Source organism: Glaciibacter superstes DSM 21135, assembly GCF_000421145.1.
Classification (GTDB): Bacteria; Actinomycetota; Actinomycetes; order Actinomycetales; family Microbacteriaceae; genus Cryobacterium; species Cryobacterium superstes.
This window is the reverse complement of the sequence record NZ_ATWH01000008.1, coordinates 38,390-52,988: the sequence shown is the minus strand read 5'-3', so window position 1 is coordinate 52,988 and position 14,599 is coordinate 38,390. Positions and strand designations below refer to the sequence as shown.

Annotated in this window: 15 protein-coding genes; 9 read left to right on the top strand and 6 right to left on the bottom strand. The window is 65.1% G+C overall.

Features of this window, described 5'->3' with window-relative positions; all coding sequences use genetic code 11:
• Nucleotide 1: 1 nt before the first annotated feature.
• From K323_RS0112175 to K323_RS25765, 4 genes are read right to left on the bottom strand one after another with little or no spacing between them, the layout of a single operon-like run.
• Nucleotides 2-733, bottom strand: a complete 732-nt coding sequence (locus K323_RS0112175) for a M50 family metallopeptidase (RefSeq protein WP_022885556.1) — start codon at nt 731-733, stop codon at nt 2-4.
• A gap of 20 nt (nt 734-753) precedes the next feature.
• Complete coding sequence (locus K323_RS0112170) at nt 754-1,758, bottom strand: aldo/keto reductase family protein (protein ID WP_022885555.1); 1,005 nt, start codon at nt 1,756-1,758, stop codon at nt 754-756.
• Between the two features lie 48 nt (nt 1,759-1,806).
• Nucleotides 1,807-2,148, bottom strand: coding sequence for a cupin domain-containing protein (locus tag K323_RS0112165; protein ID WP_022885554.1), 342 nt, complete (start codon nt 2,146-2,148; stop codon nt 1,807-1,809).
• A gap of 2 nt (nt 2,149-2,150) precedes the next feature.
• Nucleotides 2,151-2,795 carry a TetR/AcrR family transcriptional regulator gene (locus tag K323_RS25765; protein ID WP_169515650.1) on the bottom strand — a complete coding sequence of 215 codons (645 nt, stop codon included), beginning with the start codon at nt 2,793-2,795 and terminating at the stop codon, nt 2,151-2,153.
• Between the two features lie 59 nt (nt 2,796-2,854).
• Here K323_RS25765 and K323_RS30250 point away from each other — a divergent pair, with 59 nt between their 5' ends.
• From K323_RS30250 to K323_RS0112150, 3 genes are read left to right on the top strand one after another with little or no spacing between them, the layout of a single operon-like run.
• A complete protein-coding gene (locus tag K323_RS30250; RefSeq protein ID WP_157509423.1) occupies nt 2,855-2,992 on the top strand; it encodes a hypothetical protein in 138 nt (45 codons plus the stop codon).
• A 7-nt stretch (nt 2,993-2,999) separates the two neighbouring features.
• Complete coding sequence (locus K323_RS0112155; protein ID WP_026851586.1) at nt 3,000-3,587, top strand: dihydrofolate reductase family protein; 588 nt, start codon at nt 3,000-3,002, stop codon at nt 3,585-3,587.
• Between the two features lie 3 nt (nt 3,588-3,590).
• The gene (locus K323_RS0112150; protein WP_022885551.1) at nt 3,591-3,881 is read left to right on the top strand and encodes a DUF4287 domain-containing protein; all 291 of its coding nucleotides are present in this window, start codon (nt 3,591-3,593) and stop codon (nt 3,879-3,881) included.
• 72 nt (nt 3,882-3,953) lie between these two features.
• On the opposite strand, the gene K323_RS0112145 is transcribed toward K323_RS0112150, so the two are convergent.
• The gene (locus K323_RS0112145) at nt 3,954-6,416 is read right to left on the bottom strand and encodes an ATP-dependent DNA ligase (RefSeq protein WP_022885550.1); all 2,463 of its coding nucleotides are present in this window, start codon (nt 6,414-6,416) and stop codon (nt 3,954-3,956) included.
• 116 nt (nt 6,417-6,532) lie between these two features.
• The gene (locus K323_RS0112140; protein ID WP_084697250.1) at nt 6,533-8,125 is read right to left on the bottom strand and encodes a PucR family transcriptional regulator; all 1,593 of its coding nucleotides are present in this window, start codon (nt 8,123-8,125) and stop codon (nt 6,533-6,535) included.
• 154 nt (nt 8,126-8,279) lie between these two features.
• Between K323_RS0112140 and K323_RS0112135 the strand changes: the two genes are divergently transcribed.
• The 6 genes from K323_RS0112135 to K323_RS0112110 all read left to right on the top strand — a co-directional run bounded on the left by K323_RS0112135 (nt 8,280) and on the right by K323_RS0112110 (nt 14,360).
• Nucleotides 8,280-9,356, top strand: coding sequence for a BMP family protein (locus K323_RS0112135; protein WP_022885548.1), 1,077 nt, complete (start codon nt 8,280-8,282; stop codon nt 9,354-9,356).
• Nucleotide 9,357: 1 nt separating this feature from the next.
• On the top strand, nt 9,358-11,103 hold the full coding sequence (locus K323_RS25760) for an ABC transporter ATP-binding protein (protein WP_022885547.1): 1,746 nt from the start codon (nt 9,358-9,360) through the stop codon (nt 11,101-11,103).
• Entirely contained in the window at nt 11,100-12,218 is a 1,119-nt protein-coding gene (locus K323_RS25755) for an ABC transporter permease (protein ID WP_022885546.1), read from the top strand. Before K323_RS25760 ends, K323_RS25755 begins: the two co-directional genes overlap by 4 nt.
• On the top strand, nt 12,218-13,117 hold the full coding sequence (locus K323_RS0112120; RefSeq protein ID WP_022885545.1) for an ABC transporter permease: 900 nt from the start codon (nt 12,218-12,220) through the stop codon (nt 13,115-13,117). The genes K323_RS25755 and K323_RS0112120 overlap by 1 nt, the downstream gene beginning before the upstream one ends.
• A 51-nt stretch (nt 13,118-13,168) precedes the next feature.
• Nucleotides 13,169-13,651 carry a nucleoside deaminase gene (locus K323_RS0112115; RefSeq protein WP_022885544.1) on the top strand — a complete coding sequence of 161 codons (483 nt, stop codon included), beginning with the start codon at nt 13,169-13,171 and terminating at the stop codon, nt 13,649-13,651.
• A gap of 115 nt (nt 13,652-13,766) precedes the next feature.
• Nucleotides 13,767-14,360 (top strand): HhH-GPD-type base excision DNA repair protein, encoded by a 594-nt coding sequence (locus K323_RS0112110; RefSeq protein WP_022885543.1) that lies wholly within the window; start codon nt 13,767-13,769, stop codon nt 14,358-14,360.
• Nucleotides 14,361-14,599 lie beyond the last annotated feature (239 nt).

The window sequence follows — 14,599 nt, the reverse complement described above, 5'->3', positions numbered from 1 at the left end:
ATCAGCGGCCCACAAATGAACTGACCGCAAACACCACGCACCCGCCGATCACCCCGGCGAAGAGCAGAAGCCACACCGGAGACGGTACGCCGGTTCTGCGGAATAGAAGGTAGGCATCCGACGTCGCCAGCTGGCTCCGGCGACGCGTGTGCACCCCGATCACGGTGGCCAGCCCGCGCACCGATCCGACCAGCAGGGCGATGCCGAGCACGAGCAGTGCGTAGCTCTGCACGGTCGGCGATGCGAAGAACCACAGGAGCGCGCTCGCCGCGGCTGACGCCAGTACCACCAGGACGCCGAACAGATTGCGAATGACCAGGATTGTCAGCAGCAGCACGACTCCACCCGCGAACAGGGCGATCGCGGTGTATCCGTTGAAGACGCTCCACAGTTGGGCGGCGCCCACGATGGCCGGCGCCGGGTAGCCCAGCATTCCGCTGACCACACTGCCGAGCACGCCGCGCCCACTGCTGAGCGCGTCACCGGAATGATTGCGACGGATGCGGATGCCGTGCACCACACGCCCGGTCAGCACCGCTGCGACGGCGTGGCCGAGCTCGTGCACGAGTGTGGTGAACAGGCCGAAGTACTGCCACGTCGCTCGGGGGATGCAGAGGGCGGCAGCGACCGCGAGGATGCCAAGCAGCACCGGCGTCGACACGTCGACCGGCTCGGCGCGGGTGAACAGCGCAGGCCAATCGACCGGAGACGGCTCGGGCAGGGGAGTGGTCAACGGCTTCGCCGGGCCGGAATCTATGCCGGGCGCTTCTCGGGCGACGAGGTCTTCGCCGGGTTGCGTTCAGCGACCGCGCCAATGGCACCGTCGATGCGGGAGAGCACATCCGCGTCTAGCTTGACGCCGCTGGCCTTCACGTTGTCGGCCACCTGCTCCGGCCGCGACGCACCCATAATGGCCGACGCCACGTTCTCGTTCTGCAGCACCCAGGCGATCGCCAGCTGCGCCATCGTGAGACCGAGGTCATCGGCGATCGGCGCCAGACCCTGAACGGCCGTGAGCACCTCGTCGGTCATGAACCCCTTGACCGTGTCTGCGCCGCCCTTGTCGTCGCGCGCGCGCGAACCCGCCGGAGCTTCGGCGCCCGGCGTGTACTTGCCGGTCAGGATGCCCTGCGCCACCGGCGACCAGACGATCTGTGAGATGCCGAGTTCGGCGGATGCCGGCACGACATCCTGCTCGATGACTCGCCACAGCATCGAATACTGCGGCTGGTTCGAGATCAGTTGGAAACCGAGCTCCTTTGCCAGCGCCGAACCGGCCCGCAACTGGTCAGCATTCCACTCCGAGACACCGATGTAGAGGGCCTTGCCGGCGCGTACGACATCCGCGAATGCCTGCATGGTCTCTTCGAGCGGCGTTTCGACGTCGTAGCGGTGCGCCTGGTAGAGGTCGACATAGTCGGTCTGCAGGCGCTTCAGTGAACCGTCGATCGACTCGAAAATGTGCTTGCGGGAGAGGCCAACGTCGTTGTGCTGCTTGCGACCGGTCGGCCAGTAGACCTTGGTGAAGATTTCAACGGATGCCCGGGGCTCGTGCCTGAGCGCGTCGCCGAGTACGACCTCAGCGGCGGTGTTGGCGTAGGCGTCAGCGGTGTCGAAGGTCGTGATGCCCGCTTCGAGGGCGGCTCGCACGCACTTCGCTGCCACGTCGTTCTCCACCTGCGAGCCGTGGGTGAGCCAGTTGCCGTAGGTGATCTCCGAGATCTTGAAGCCGCTGTTGCCGAGGTATCGAAATTCCATGGTCGTAACGTTACGCGACTCGCACGGCGACGCGGATCGTCGCCGGGCTCACGGCTCGAGGTTCTCCTGCAGAAAGCGCGGCGATGCGTGAATGCACATCACCCGGAGCGTGCCATCGCCGACCGCGGTGAACCGGTGCGCCGTGCCGGCTTCGACGACGAGAATGTCGCCGACTTGCGCGGAGAAGTCTTCGCCATCTGCGGTGACGACCGCCTCGCCTTCGAGAACGACCCAGGTTTCGCTGTACGGATGGCGGTGCAGGCCCGGACCCTGGCCCGGCTGGTTGTCGACGAGGAAGAACGAGACCCCCGATCCGTATGACTCGCCCTCGAACTTGATCGTGCGCCCGGCGCCGATCACCAGTTCAGAACCCTTGACCCTGGTCAACATCCTTATTCCTTCTTGTCGGGGGAGTAGGCCCTGTCTGGTGCATAGGCCCTGACGAAGGCTCGCGCTCCCTGGTTGATGTAGTGCGTCAGTTCTTTCCGCGATGGGGTGCCGGCCTCGCCGGTGAACATGATGCGGTTGCTTGGGATCCACAGCAGCATGCCGGTGAGATGTTGCGCAGCGAGGAGCGGATCCGGAGTCGAGAGCAGCCCGCGACCGGAGAGGATCAGCAGGCACGCGGCCATGGAATCGAGCATCCGCTCGAATCCGCTCTGCCAGTAGAGGCGCCCCAACTCGGGGAAGCGCGTGGCTTCGGCGATGACCAGTCGACGGATCTCCTGCACCCTCGGGCTCAGGATCGAGCGAGTGAACTGCTCGGCAAGCAGGGTCACAGCGGATTGGGCATCCGGGCTTTTGGTCATGTCAGGGATGAGTTGTTCGAATGGGTTGTGGATGCCATCGGCCAGGTCGGTGATCAGGGCGGTGAAGAGGCCCTGCTTGTCGCTGAAGTACTTATAGATCGTCTGCTTCGAGATCGAGGATGCCGCGGCAATCTGATCGGTGCTCGTGCCGACGTAGCCGTTGGCGAGGAATACATCCAGGGTCGCACTGAGTATCTGCTGGCGTTTCTCGTCGCTTCGTGCAGTCATGGGACTCCCTCCGGCGGTGTCGGTTTGCATGTTCAGAACGGTACTAGACAGTACTCCTTATGTCTATTACAGTACTGGTTAGTACCGATCAGGGGATCGGACGGAAGGGACTTATGCACGCGATAGTGCCAGAACCGGCCCACGAGGCAGACCTTGCCGTCTGGGGCTGCGCCGCCGCCTACTTCTTCCGCAGCTGAGCTCAGCATGGGCAAAATTGTCGCTCAACTGTTCACTTCACTGGACGGCGTCGTTGAGGCTCCGGAGAAATGGCATTTCCCGTTTCTGAACGATGAGATGGCCGGGGAGGTGTCGGCCTTCTATGACCGCGCCGACGTCCTTCTTCTCGGGCGCGCGACCTACGACGTCTTCGCCGGCTCCTGGCCGCGTCGACCCCACAACGACCCGCTCGCGCACCGGATCAATTCGATGCCCAAGGTCGTCGTGACCTCGGGAACCGAATCGCTCGAGTGGGCCAACTCTTCGGCCATCCGTTCCGGCCTGCGCGCCGAATTGACCCGCATGGCTTTGGAAACGGAAAATACGCTCGCCGTCGTCGGTAGCATTTCTCTCATCCGCTGGCTCCTTGGCGAGCACCTGCTCGACGAACTGCAGCTGATGATCCACCCGATCGTTCTGGGTCGCGGCCAGATGTTGTTTGCTTCCGGCGCCGTGACGGGGCCAATTGAGTTCGAGCTCACACAGTCCACGGTCTACACCACCGGTGTGATCGATGTCACCTATTCAGCACTCACCACAGCAACACCCACAACATCCACAACATCCAGGAGCTAGACCATGTCATTCCAGGCGTACCTCGACACGATTGAGAACAAGACCGGCCTCACCCCGCGGCAGATCCTCGACCTCGCCCACGAACGCGGCCTCGACACGCCGCCCGTCAAGGCCGGACCCATCATCGAGTGGCTGAAAGACGAGTACGGGCTCGGCCGCGGGCACGCGATGGCCCTCGTCCACGTGGTCAAGAACGGTACGACCATAAGCGAGAAGCACGTCGGCACCGACGGGGTTCACCGCGACGAGTCGACGGAACTCTGGCTCGACGGCCAGGCCACCCGGCCCGCTTGAGTCGGTGAGGAGCCAGCTTCTCCTAGTCGCGGCGGCGTCTCACTAGGAGAAGTTGACCCCTCACAAAGTGGCTCACTCCGGGCGCACGTCGGCTGGCGACTTGTCGATGCGCAGACCACGCCATGACGGATGCCGGAGCGACCCGCTCGCCGTCCACTCCATGAATGTGACCTCGCCGACGAGCTCCGGGCGCACCCACTGCATCTTCGCGGCGTCCTCCGGCGGGTCACCGGTCAGCGGTGACTCCGTTATCGCCAACTCGTCGAGACGGGCGCGCAACATCTTTCGCTCCCGGTCGGTGAAGCCGGTACCCACCCGCCCGGCGTAACGAAAGCCGCTTCCATCCGGCATTGCCATCACCAGCGAGCCCAGCGTTCCCGGCCGGTTCGTCGAACTCCGGATCCACCCGGCGATGACCACGTCCTGGGTGCGCTGCTGTTTGATCTTGATCCACGACCGCGACCGGCTCCCGGCCGAGTACGTGCTGCCCCGCACCTTCGCCATCACCCCCTCGAGCTTCAACAGCCGGCTGCTCTCAAGGGCCGCGTCGAAGTCGTCGCCGAAGTGCGGCGGCACGTGCACCAGCGCGGTGTCGGTCGCGATCTCTTCCAGCGCGCCGCGACGCTCGTCCCAGGTGTCGTCCGTGATGCGCTCGCCGTTCAGCGCGAGCAGGTCGAACAGCATCAACTGCACCGGCGTGCGCGAACCGGAGCCTCCGGCATCCGTCGTCTTGTCGAAGCCGACGCGCGTCTGCAGAAGCCCGAAATCCGGTCGCCCCTGCTTGTTCAGGGCCACGACCTCGCCGTCGAGCACGGCAGTCTCGGCGGCGATCGCCTCGCGGAGCGGCGCCGCCAGCTCTGGGAACGTCTTGGTGAAGTCGTTGCCATTGCGGCTGACCAGTCGCACGTCGTCGCCGTCGAGGTAGAGGATGCAGCGGTAGCCGTCCCACTTCATCTCGTAGGCCCAGTCGTGGTCATCGATCAGGTCGGCCTTCGACCCGTTCGTCGCGAGCATGGGCGAGATCGTCGGCAGCGAGCCGCGTTCGGTGCGACGGATGCCGTGGGCCGGCTTGGCAGCGCCGTGCTGGCGCTTGGCAGTTCCGTCCATCAGGTGAATCAGCCAGTTCTTCTCGTCGCCGCCACGACCGGTGTGGATCAGCGCGTACTTGCGTGGCACTCCGCCGAGCCCGCCGTCTGCGCGGCCGGTCAGCGTGGCGATGACCTCCTTGCCGTCGCGCCACTTCTCGAGTTCGTACCAGCCGGAGTCCCAGATGCTGACCGCGCCCGCGCCATATTCCCCTTTCGGAATACTGCCTTCAAATGTGCCGTACTCCAGCGGGTGGTCTTCGGTCTGCACGGCGAGGTGGTTCTCGGTTCCCTCAAGCGGCGGCCCCTTCGGCACTGCCCACGACACCAGAACGCCGTCGTGCTCGAGCCGGAAGTCGTAGTGCAGCCGCCTGGCGTGATGCTCCTGGATGACAAACGAGGTTCCGGATGTGGGCGCTGCCGCGGCATCCGGAACCGGCTCTGGAGTCTTGGCCTGGTCGCGCATGCTGCGGTACTTCGCCAGCCGATCGCGTGCTTCCGGCGTGCTGTCGAACGTCGCCATGTGCTCCTGGGTGGGTTCGAGCCCGGCGTCGCGGGCGGCCAGCAGCGGGCGCAGCGGGTCGCCGTGTTCCTGCACGCGTTCGAGTATCCCTTCGTAGTCGAGGTGTCGCAGGTCTGGATCGTCGAGTTCCTTCCAATTGCGTGGCGCCGCGACCATGGGATGCGCCCGGCCACGCAGCGAATAGGGGGCGATCGTGGTCTTCGACGCGTTGTTCTGGCTCCAGTCGACCAGCACTTTTCCCTCGCGGAGGGTCTTCTTCATATCGCTGACGACGAGGTCGGCGTGGTCGGACTCCAGCGCGCGGGCGAGCTCGTGTGCGACATCCGACACCTGGTCTGAGGTCCAGTTGCCGTTCAGCGCGGCGTACAGATGGATGCCCTTGCTGCCGCTCGTCACCGGGAACGGCTCGAGCCCCATGTCACTGAGGATGTCACGCGCAAGCCGCGCCACCTCTGCGCACTCCGGCAGGCCGGCGCCAGGGCCTGGGTCAAGGTCGAGTACGAGCCGGTCTGGGTTGCGGGGTTCGCCATTCCGGGCGAACTGCCACTGCGGCACATGAATCTCAAGTGCAGCGATCTGCGCCAGCCAGGCGAGGGTGGCACGATCATTGACCAGCGGGTAGTCGCTGGTACGGCTCTTGTGACGGATGCTGCGCCTCGCCACCCACTCGGGCGTGCCATCGTCGAGGTCCTTCTGGTAGAACACCTCGCCGGGGTGTTCGATGGTGCCGATTCCGTTCACCCAGCGTTTGCGGGTGGCCGGCCGGTTCGCCGTGTGCGGCACCATGTACGGCGCGATCTCGGCGTAATAGCGCAGCACGTCGGCCTTGGTGGTGCCGGTCTCTGGGTAAAGCACCTTGTCGAGGTTGGTGAGCTTGATGCGCCGCCCGTCGACCGAGACGGTCTGGTTGTTCCCGCGCGCGGCCATGCTCCATTTTGCCGCGGGGAAGCGCCCGGCGCTATGCGACGAGCGTGACAATCTCGACCGAACCCCCAATCACGTCCGCAGAGCGCTCGGGGAAACGCTATGCCACTGAGCAGGCCCTACGCGCCGACAGCTGCAGAGACGCGAAGCCGCCAGCTGACGAGTGCGAGGTCGAGAGCCGTTCGTTGCTCACGATTGTCAAGGTCGAGTCCGCCGAGTAGCCGGCTGATGCGTTCGAGCCGGCTATAAAGCGTCTGCCGGCGAATGCCGAGGGCGTCGGCGGTTCTCGTCTTCGACAGTCCGGCGGCCAGGTAGGCGTCGAGTGTCATCACCAGTCCTGCGCCTGTCCGGGCATCATGCGTGAGCAGCGGGCCGAGCTGATCGTTGACGAACCGCTCAAGTGACTCGTCGTCGACGAGCGAAGTGAGCAGCTGATAAAGAGCGAAGTCGACGGCGAGCACCACGCGTGCCGCCGGGGTCAGGCGCATGGCGAGCCTCGCGGTTTCCCTGGCACTCGGAAAAGCGCTCACCAGCGCCGGCACATCATCGACCGGGTGACCCGCACTCACCATCACTCCACCCCCGGAGGTCGAACGCAGCTCGCGCTCGACGGCATCGGCGAAGCGTGCAACCACGGCACGCAGGTCGCTTGGTCGCACCACCGCCGCGACGAGCACGTCACCGTCGACCTCGGCGACCAGTGAAGCGCCGAGCACCTGCCTCGCCGCCTCACGCGCGGCGATCATCACCGTGTTCGCCACTGTGCGTGCGGAACGCGGCGGCAGGCAGAGCGCAATAATCTTGTGGCCATGATGCACGGTCAGCCCGGCCCCGAGCGCTCTCGTCGTGAGCTCGGCGGCTCCAGCGTAACGACCTGTCACGATGTCGCGCAGTAGCTCCGCACCCGCCTGATCGCGGCTCATCGGCGTTACATTCGACCTTGCTGCCTCGGCGCGGAGCACCTGCACAGCGCTTTCCGCGATCGTGCGCAGCCTCGGTGACTCCGGTGCGTCAAGCACGAGCTCACCCCAGACCACCCCGCCGGTGACGACAGCTACCCGCACTGATTGCGCGCGGTGGGTGGCCTCGGGCTGAGCTTCCTCGGCCTGGAACCCGTTGGCCTCGAACCCGTCGGCCTCGAACCCGTCGGCCTGGGGGGCTCCGGCAATGAGTCCGGCGTCAACCGCGTACAGCGAGGCGGGACATCCGGCGATCTCGCTCACCAGGCCGGTCAGCCCGACAAGCCCCGCGCCCTCGCCGAGTGAGTGCAGCAACCGATCCGTGACCGCTGTCGATAGCCGCAGGTCGTTGAGTTCGCCGACGAGCAACAGGGCGTGTGCGACTTCAGTGACCTCGATGAACGGCACAACGCCGTGCAGCAGGATCAGGGGCAGTCCGAACCGCTTGGCCTCATCGATGAGATCTGACGGAGCCTCAGGAAAGGTTCGGCCGAGCTCAAGCAGCACGGCGGCGACACCGACCTTCGCGAGATCGGCGATGTAGTTGCGGCGTGCCTCCGGACTAAGCGCGACAAGACCGAGACCTGTGGTGAGCAGCGCTTCTCCGCCCTGAAGCAGCGACGAGATCTCATAGATTTCGCTCGTGTGAACCCATCGCACGTCGCGGTTCTCGAGATTCTCGCCAGACACCACCTCTGGCCTGGCCCGAGCGAGCACGGGCAGATTGATCAGCTGGGCAACGGTCAATCTCACTCCGTCACCGTGGCAGCGTATGGATACTCTGTCAAGTGTTTACGGCTGAGAAATGACATATTGTCTCTATCGGTTGGCCGTCGCCCGCCCCTAGTCTCAGTTAGACGCACCGTCGCGCCGCAACTGCCACAGCACGCACCGAGAGAAGGCACTCATGACCACTCGCTCGTCACGCACCCCCCGATATCTCAAGCGCGCTTTCACGGCCATCGGCTTCGCATCCGCCGCTGCCCTCGTGCTGGCCGGCTGCGGCGGTGCCACGGGTGCGGAAGCTCCGGATGCCGGTGCATCCGGCAGTGATCTTCCCTCCGTCTTTGGCGCATTCGCGACCCCGCTCGAAGAACCGTGGGACGGCGCAATTCACGCAGCGCTCGAGTCCGCTGCAGAAGACGGACTCATCGAGTACGAATACACGGACAACCTGCACACCGCAGATGAAATGGAGCGTGCCCTCCGCGACATCGCGTCGAATCAGGCACCAGACATCATCATTGGCGACGCATTCGCCGCAGAAGATGCCGTACGCGCTGTCGCGAGCGAGTTCCCCGAAATCGCCTTTGCCTTCGGGTCTGGCGGCGAGGAGCAGGCACCGAACTTCAGTGTGTTCGACAACTGGATGCAGGACCCCGCCTACCTCGCGGGCATGCTCGCCGGGGGCCTCACTCAGTCGAACACGATCGGTGTCGTCGGGGCCATGCCCATTCCGGAGGTGAACCGCATCGTCAACGGCTTCATCGCCGGTGTCGCCGAGACCAACCCAGAGGCAACAGTCACCGTCTCGTTCATCAACTCGTTCTTCGACCCGGCAACCGCCAAGCAGGCAGCAGAAGCGGCAATCGCCGGCGGAGCCGATGTGCTGTTCGCTGAACGCGACGGCGTGATCGCCGCAGCGGCAGAGCACGGCCTTCCGGCGTTCGGCATGATGGTCGACCAGCAGGAGCAAGCCCCTGAGTACGTCGTCTCGTCGTTGCTCTGGAACATGCGCCCCACAGTCGAGGCCATCGTCGAGGCCGTTGTCGCCGGTGAGTTCGAGGCATCAAACCTGGCAGAGTACTCGTTCATGGTCAACGGCGGAAGCTCGCTCGCACCGATCAACACCGAAACGGCATTCGAGATTCCGGCCGAGCTCATCGATCAGGTCGACGCGCGCCAGGCCGAGATCCACGACGGAACCTTCGAAACGCCGATCAACGAAGAAGCCCCCGCCGGTTCGACCACCGTAGGCGAGTAACGTGACGGCACCACCATCCGCTGCGGGCGCGGCGAGTTCCGTCTCCGCGGCGTCACCCGATTCGTCTCGCTCGTCCCCGGGCTCTGCTCTCGCCGAACTCGTCGACATCACCAAGACATTCGGTGCTCTCGTTGCCAACGACGCGATCTCGTTGTCCGTGCTTCCAGGCGAGGTTCATGCCCTGCTCGGCGAAAACGGTGCGGGAAAATCAACTCTCACGCGCATCCTCTACGGGCTCAGCCAACCAGACAGCGGTGAGATCCGCGTGGATGGCCGGGTAAAACGCATCTCCTCACCGGCGGATGCCATGGAGGCCGGCATCGGCATGGTCACCCAGGAGTTCTCACTAGTCGACACGATGACGGTGACGGAGAACCTGATGCTCGCCGGTGTCGGGCTCGGTCGCATCAATCGTGCTGCCGCGCGCGCGAAAGTGCTCGCGGCAGCCGAACGCATAGGCGTCTCGATCGATCCGGATGCCATCGTCGAAGACCTCTCAGTCGGACAGCGTCAGCGGGTCGAGATCGTTAAGGCACTCTTTCACGATTGTCGCGTGCTCATCCTCGACGAACCGACGGCCGTGCTTGTGCCGCAAGACGTCGAGCAGCTCTTCGATTCGATCGGTAGGCTCACCTCGGCGGGCATGGGTGTGATCTTCATCTCTCACAAGCTGCACGAGGTGACCCGCATCGCCGACCGCATCAGCATTCTGCGCCGCGGGCGCATCGTCGCGTCACGCCCCGCAGCGGGGCTCGAGCCGCGCGACATCGCCGCGCTCATGGTCGGAGCGGAATCCGTTGCCGCACCGGTGGCATCCGCTGAGAACGAGACGCTCGCCGATGCGCTCGCCACAAGCATCGGTCTCGACCCCGCCGACCTCGACGGCCCATCAGTTTCTGTGGGCGGCTCGGCACTGCCTTCAGCGGCCATTCGGGACCGGTCGCGCGCCACACGGGCCACGTCACCGATCTCGGAGGCCACGGCGCTGCAGATCACCGACGTCACCCTCGGGAATGACGGATCGCGCGTGCTCGACGCGGTGACCCTCTCAGTCAGGCGCGGTGAGATCCTCGGCATTGCCGGGGTCTCAGGCAACGGTCAGACCGAGCTGGTGAATGTGCTCTGCGGAACCCTCACTGCCGATCGCGGATCGGTGATGGTCGATCAGACTGAGATCAGCGGACTCGACCCGGCCGCACGCATCCGCGCCGGCTTCGGCCGGCTCACAGAGGACCGCAAGGGAAGCGTGATTCCCGGCCTCAGCGTGGGGCAGAATCTCGTGCTCGAAGACCTCGATCGATTCAGGATCGGGCCGTTCCTCAACCGGGGCGCTGTGCGTGAGCACGTGCAGAAGCTCATCGAGCGATTCGACATCCGTGCGCAGCCTGGGGACCCGATCCGCTCTCTCTCGGGCGGCAACATGCAGAAGGTGCTGCTCGCGCGGGCTATCTCGCGGGGGCCGAAGGCACTCGTCGCCTCGCAGCCGACGCGCGGGCTCGACATCGGCGCGTGCGAGTACGTCTATTCGCAGCTGCGTGCTCTCCGTGACGAGGGTGCCGGCGTTCTGCTGATCTCAGAAGACCTCGACGAGCTGCTCGGCATCTGCGATCGCATTGCCGTGATCTTCTCGGGCCGCATCATCGGCGAACTGCCTGCGGCCGACGCGACGCCAGAGGCCCTCGGCCTGTTGATGACGGGGCACGACACCGGTGCGGCTGATGACAGCGATGCGGCGGTGAACGCATGAGAATCATGCTGCGTGCCCGAGAATCACGCTGGCTTGCTCCGGCTGCTGTGCTCGTGGCTGTTGTCATCACCCTGCTGCTCACGGCGGGGCCGATCCGCCTCGCCGGTGCGAACCCGGTGGCGGCCTATCAGCGCTATTTGGTGACTCCGCTCACCACCGTCAACGGTCTTTCGGAGGTGCTGCTGGCATCCACCCCGCTGATCTTCACGGGCCTCGCCGTCGCGATCGCCTTCAGGGTGGGTTACTTCAATATCGGTGCAGAGGGGCAGTACCTCGCCGGTGCCGTTGCGGCAACAATTCCGGGGCTCTATCTTCCGAGTCTGCCGGCGGTGCTGGCGCTTCCGCTGGCGATCGGCGCCGGCCTCGTCGGCGGTGCCGTGTGGGCGTTCATCCCCGCGTGGCTCAAGCGGCACGCTCGCATCGACGAGGTCGTGACGACCCTGCTGCTGAACCCGGTGGCGCTGCTGCTCGTGCAGGGACTACTCAACGGGCCGTGGCGCAACTCCGAGAGCGGGTTCCCCGACTCCGACGCCTATGGCGCCGGGTACACATTGCCGGCGATCGCGGAGGGCGGTCGCGCGCACTGGGGGCTCATCATCGCTCTGCTCCTTGTCGCGATCACCTGGATTGTGATGTCGTTCACGCCGCTCGGGCTCAAGTTGCGGGCGGCCGGGCAGGCACCTGCCGCCGCGAAGTTCTCCGGTATTCCCGTCGCTCGCCTGCAGTGGAGGTGCGCGCTCATCTCGGGCGGTATCGCTGGCATAGGTGGCGCGAGCCAGGTGCTCGGCGTCCAGCATCAGCTCACTGCGGGTATATCGAACGGCTATGGCTACACCGGGATTGTGGTCGCCACTCTTGGTGCGCTCACCGCAGGCGGTGTGCTGCTCGTCGCGCTGCTGCTCGGCACCATAGCCGTCGGCGCGCAGAACGCCTCGATCGCACTGCAGCTGCCCACTCAGATGGGCGCGATCGTCAGCTCGACGCTGCTGCTCGCGGTGGTCTCGCTGGTTGCGCTGCGTCGCTACCGTGTGGTGTTCAGACGCAGGCGCGGTACCCCAGAGCACGATGGCCAAGCGACGGCGACGGATGCGCAGGCGACTGTGGGTGATCGCTGATGGACTTTCCCGTCTTTGCGGTGCTCGCTGCAATGTTGACCATCGCGACACCCCTGGTCTGGGCGGCGCTCGGTGCCGTGATCAACGAGCGTGCGGGCATCATGAATCTCGGCATCGAGGGCACGATGTACGCGGGAGCGTTCTGCGGGTTCTTCGCCGCGGCGACGAGCGGGTCGGCGTGGTTCGGCCTCGGCGCCGCTGTTGTGGCTGGCGTCGTCGCCGGTGCCCTGATGGCGTTGCTCACAGTGACGCTCGGGGTGAACCAGCACGTCGCCGGTATCGGCATAACCCTGCTGCTGGTCGCGGCATGTGATTTCGCCAACCGGCTGCTGTTCAGCAGCGGTTCCCAGACGATCACGGCGAAATTCGACAGGCTGTTCGCCGGCGGGGGCATATTCTCGCAATACCCGCTCACCTATGTGGCCTTCCTCGTGCTCGCCCCCGCGCTGTGGTGGGTGCTGCGCTCGAGCGGATTCGGACTGCGGCTTCGGGCCGTCGGCGAGAACCCCGAGGCAGCAGACGCCGCCGGCATCCCTGTCGCCCGCACCCGCTATGCGGCGTTGATCCTGGGCGGGGCGATGATGGCGATCGGCGGGTCGTTTCTCACGCTGTCGCTGCTCGGCACCTTTACGATCGACATCGTCAGCGGGCGCGGCTGGATCTGCATAGCTCTCGTGATCTTCGGGCGCTGGAAGGTGTGGCCGGTGGTCGGCGGTGCACTGCTGTTCGCCGTGACAGATGCGCTGCAGCTTCAGCTGGCGATCACTTCGCTCTTCAGTGGCGTACCGAACGAACTCATGATCGCGTTCCCCTACCTCGTCGTGATCGCTGCGCTCGCCATCTGGGGCCGTGGCGTGCGGTATCCAGGGTCATACCTCAAGCCCTATCGCAGAGCCTGATCACCACTCACCTTTACCACTCACTTCTCACCATCCACGAACGGAGCCACGATGAGCGGCAGTGACACCAACCGAGCCGAGATCACACACCTCACCGATGCGGAACAGGTGAGTATTGCACTGGGCGAGGCACGCATCGGGCGTAGCGAGGGAGGCATCCCGATCGGCGCCGCGTTGATCGTCGACGGCAAGGTCGTCGCCACTGGTCGCAACCGAAGAATTCAGGAAGGCAGCGCGATTCACCACGGTGAGACGAACTGCCTCGAGAACGCGGGGCGGCTGCCCGCAAGCGTCTATGCGCGGGCGACGATGGTCACAACATTGTCGCCGTGCGACATGTGCACCGGGGCCATCCTGCTCTATAAGATCCCGCGTGTGGTGATCGGCGAGAACGCCAACTTCTATGGCGGCGAAGACTACCTTCGCCAGCGCGGAGTCGAGGTCGTTGTGGTCGATGACGCAGAGTGCAGACAGTTGATGGCGGAATTCATCACGGCAGAACCCGCACTCTGGAACGAAGACATCGGGGTGTAGCCGACGCCCGCGCCCTGCGTGAGAGGACGACTTCTCCTAGTGCAGGGCGTCGCGGACTAGGGAATCTTGACCCCTCACCTGTTGGCGATCGCCGATTCGCTGGGAGAATGGGCGCATGACTGGGACACTGCACATCACCGATGACGCCGCAGCCGATGCGCTGCTCTCCGAGGATCCGCTGGCTCTGCTGATCGGCATGCTCCTCGACCAGCAGGTGCCCATGGAGACTGCCTTCGCTGGGCCGCTGAAGATCAAGGAGCGGCTCGGATCCCTCGACCCCAAGACAATCGCCGGCCAGGACACCGACAGTTTCGCGGACCTCTTCCGCACGCCGCCGGCTGTGCACCGGTATCCGGGCAGCATGGCAGGCAGGGTGCAGTCGCTCTGCCAGGCGGTCGTCGACGACTGGGACGGCGACGCCTCCGCGATCTGGACCAAGGACCAACCAGACGGGGCCGCACCAGACGGGGCAGAGGTCGTCAAGCGACTCAAAGCGCTGCCGGGTTACGGTGAGCAGAAGGCGAAGATCTTCGTGGCGCTGCTGGGCAAGCAGTACGGGTTCACGGGCGACGGATGGCGTGAGTCCGCTGGTGCATACGGCGAGCAGGGCAGCCATCGGTCGGTCGCCGACATCGTAGATCCAGACTCCCTCACGCGCGTGCGCGAGACCAAGCGCGCGGCCAAAGCCGCCGCGAAGACGAAGAACTAGCTGCGCTACAGAGGACGGATCGCGCCCGAGTGCGCGAAACGAGGACGAACCAGCGCGCTGAAACACGCTTCTCCTACGTAGGCGCGCAGCATCCGTTCACCGGGAACCCGACAACGGATGCCGTCGGCGTCGTTTACACATCCAGCCGCCACTTCCGAGAGTAGGAAGAATTGGCTGCAGCGCGCTGTACGTAGGACAGATTGAGGCTCGAGAGCACGGTCTTCCTACTTTGGTGCAGA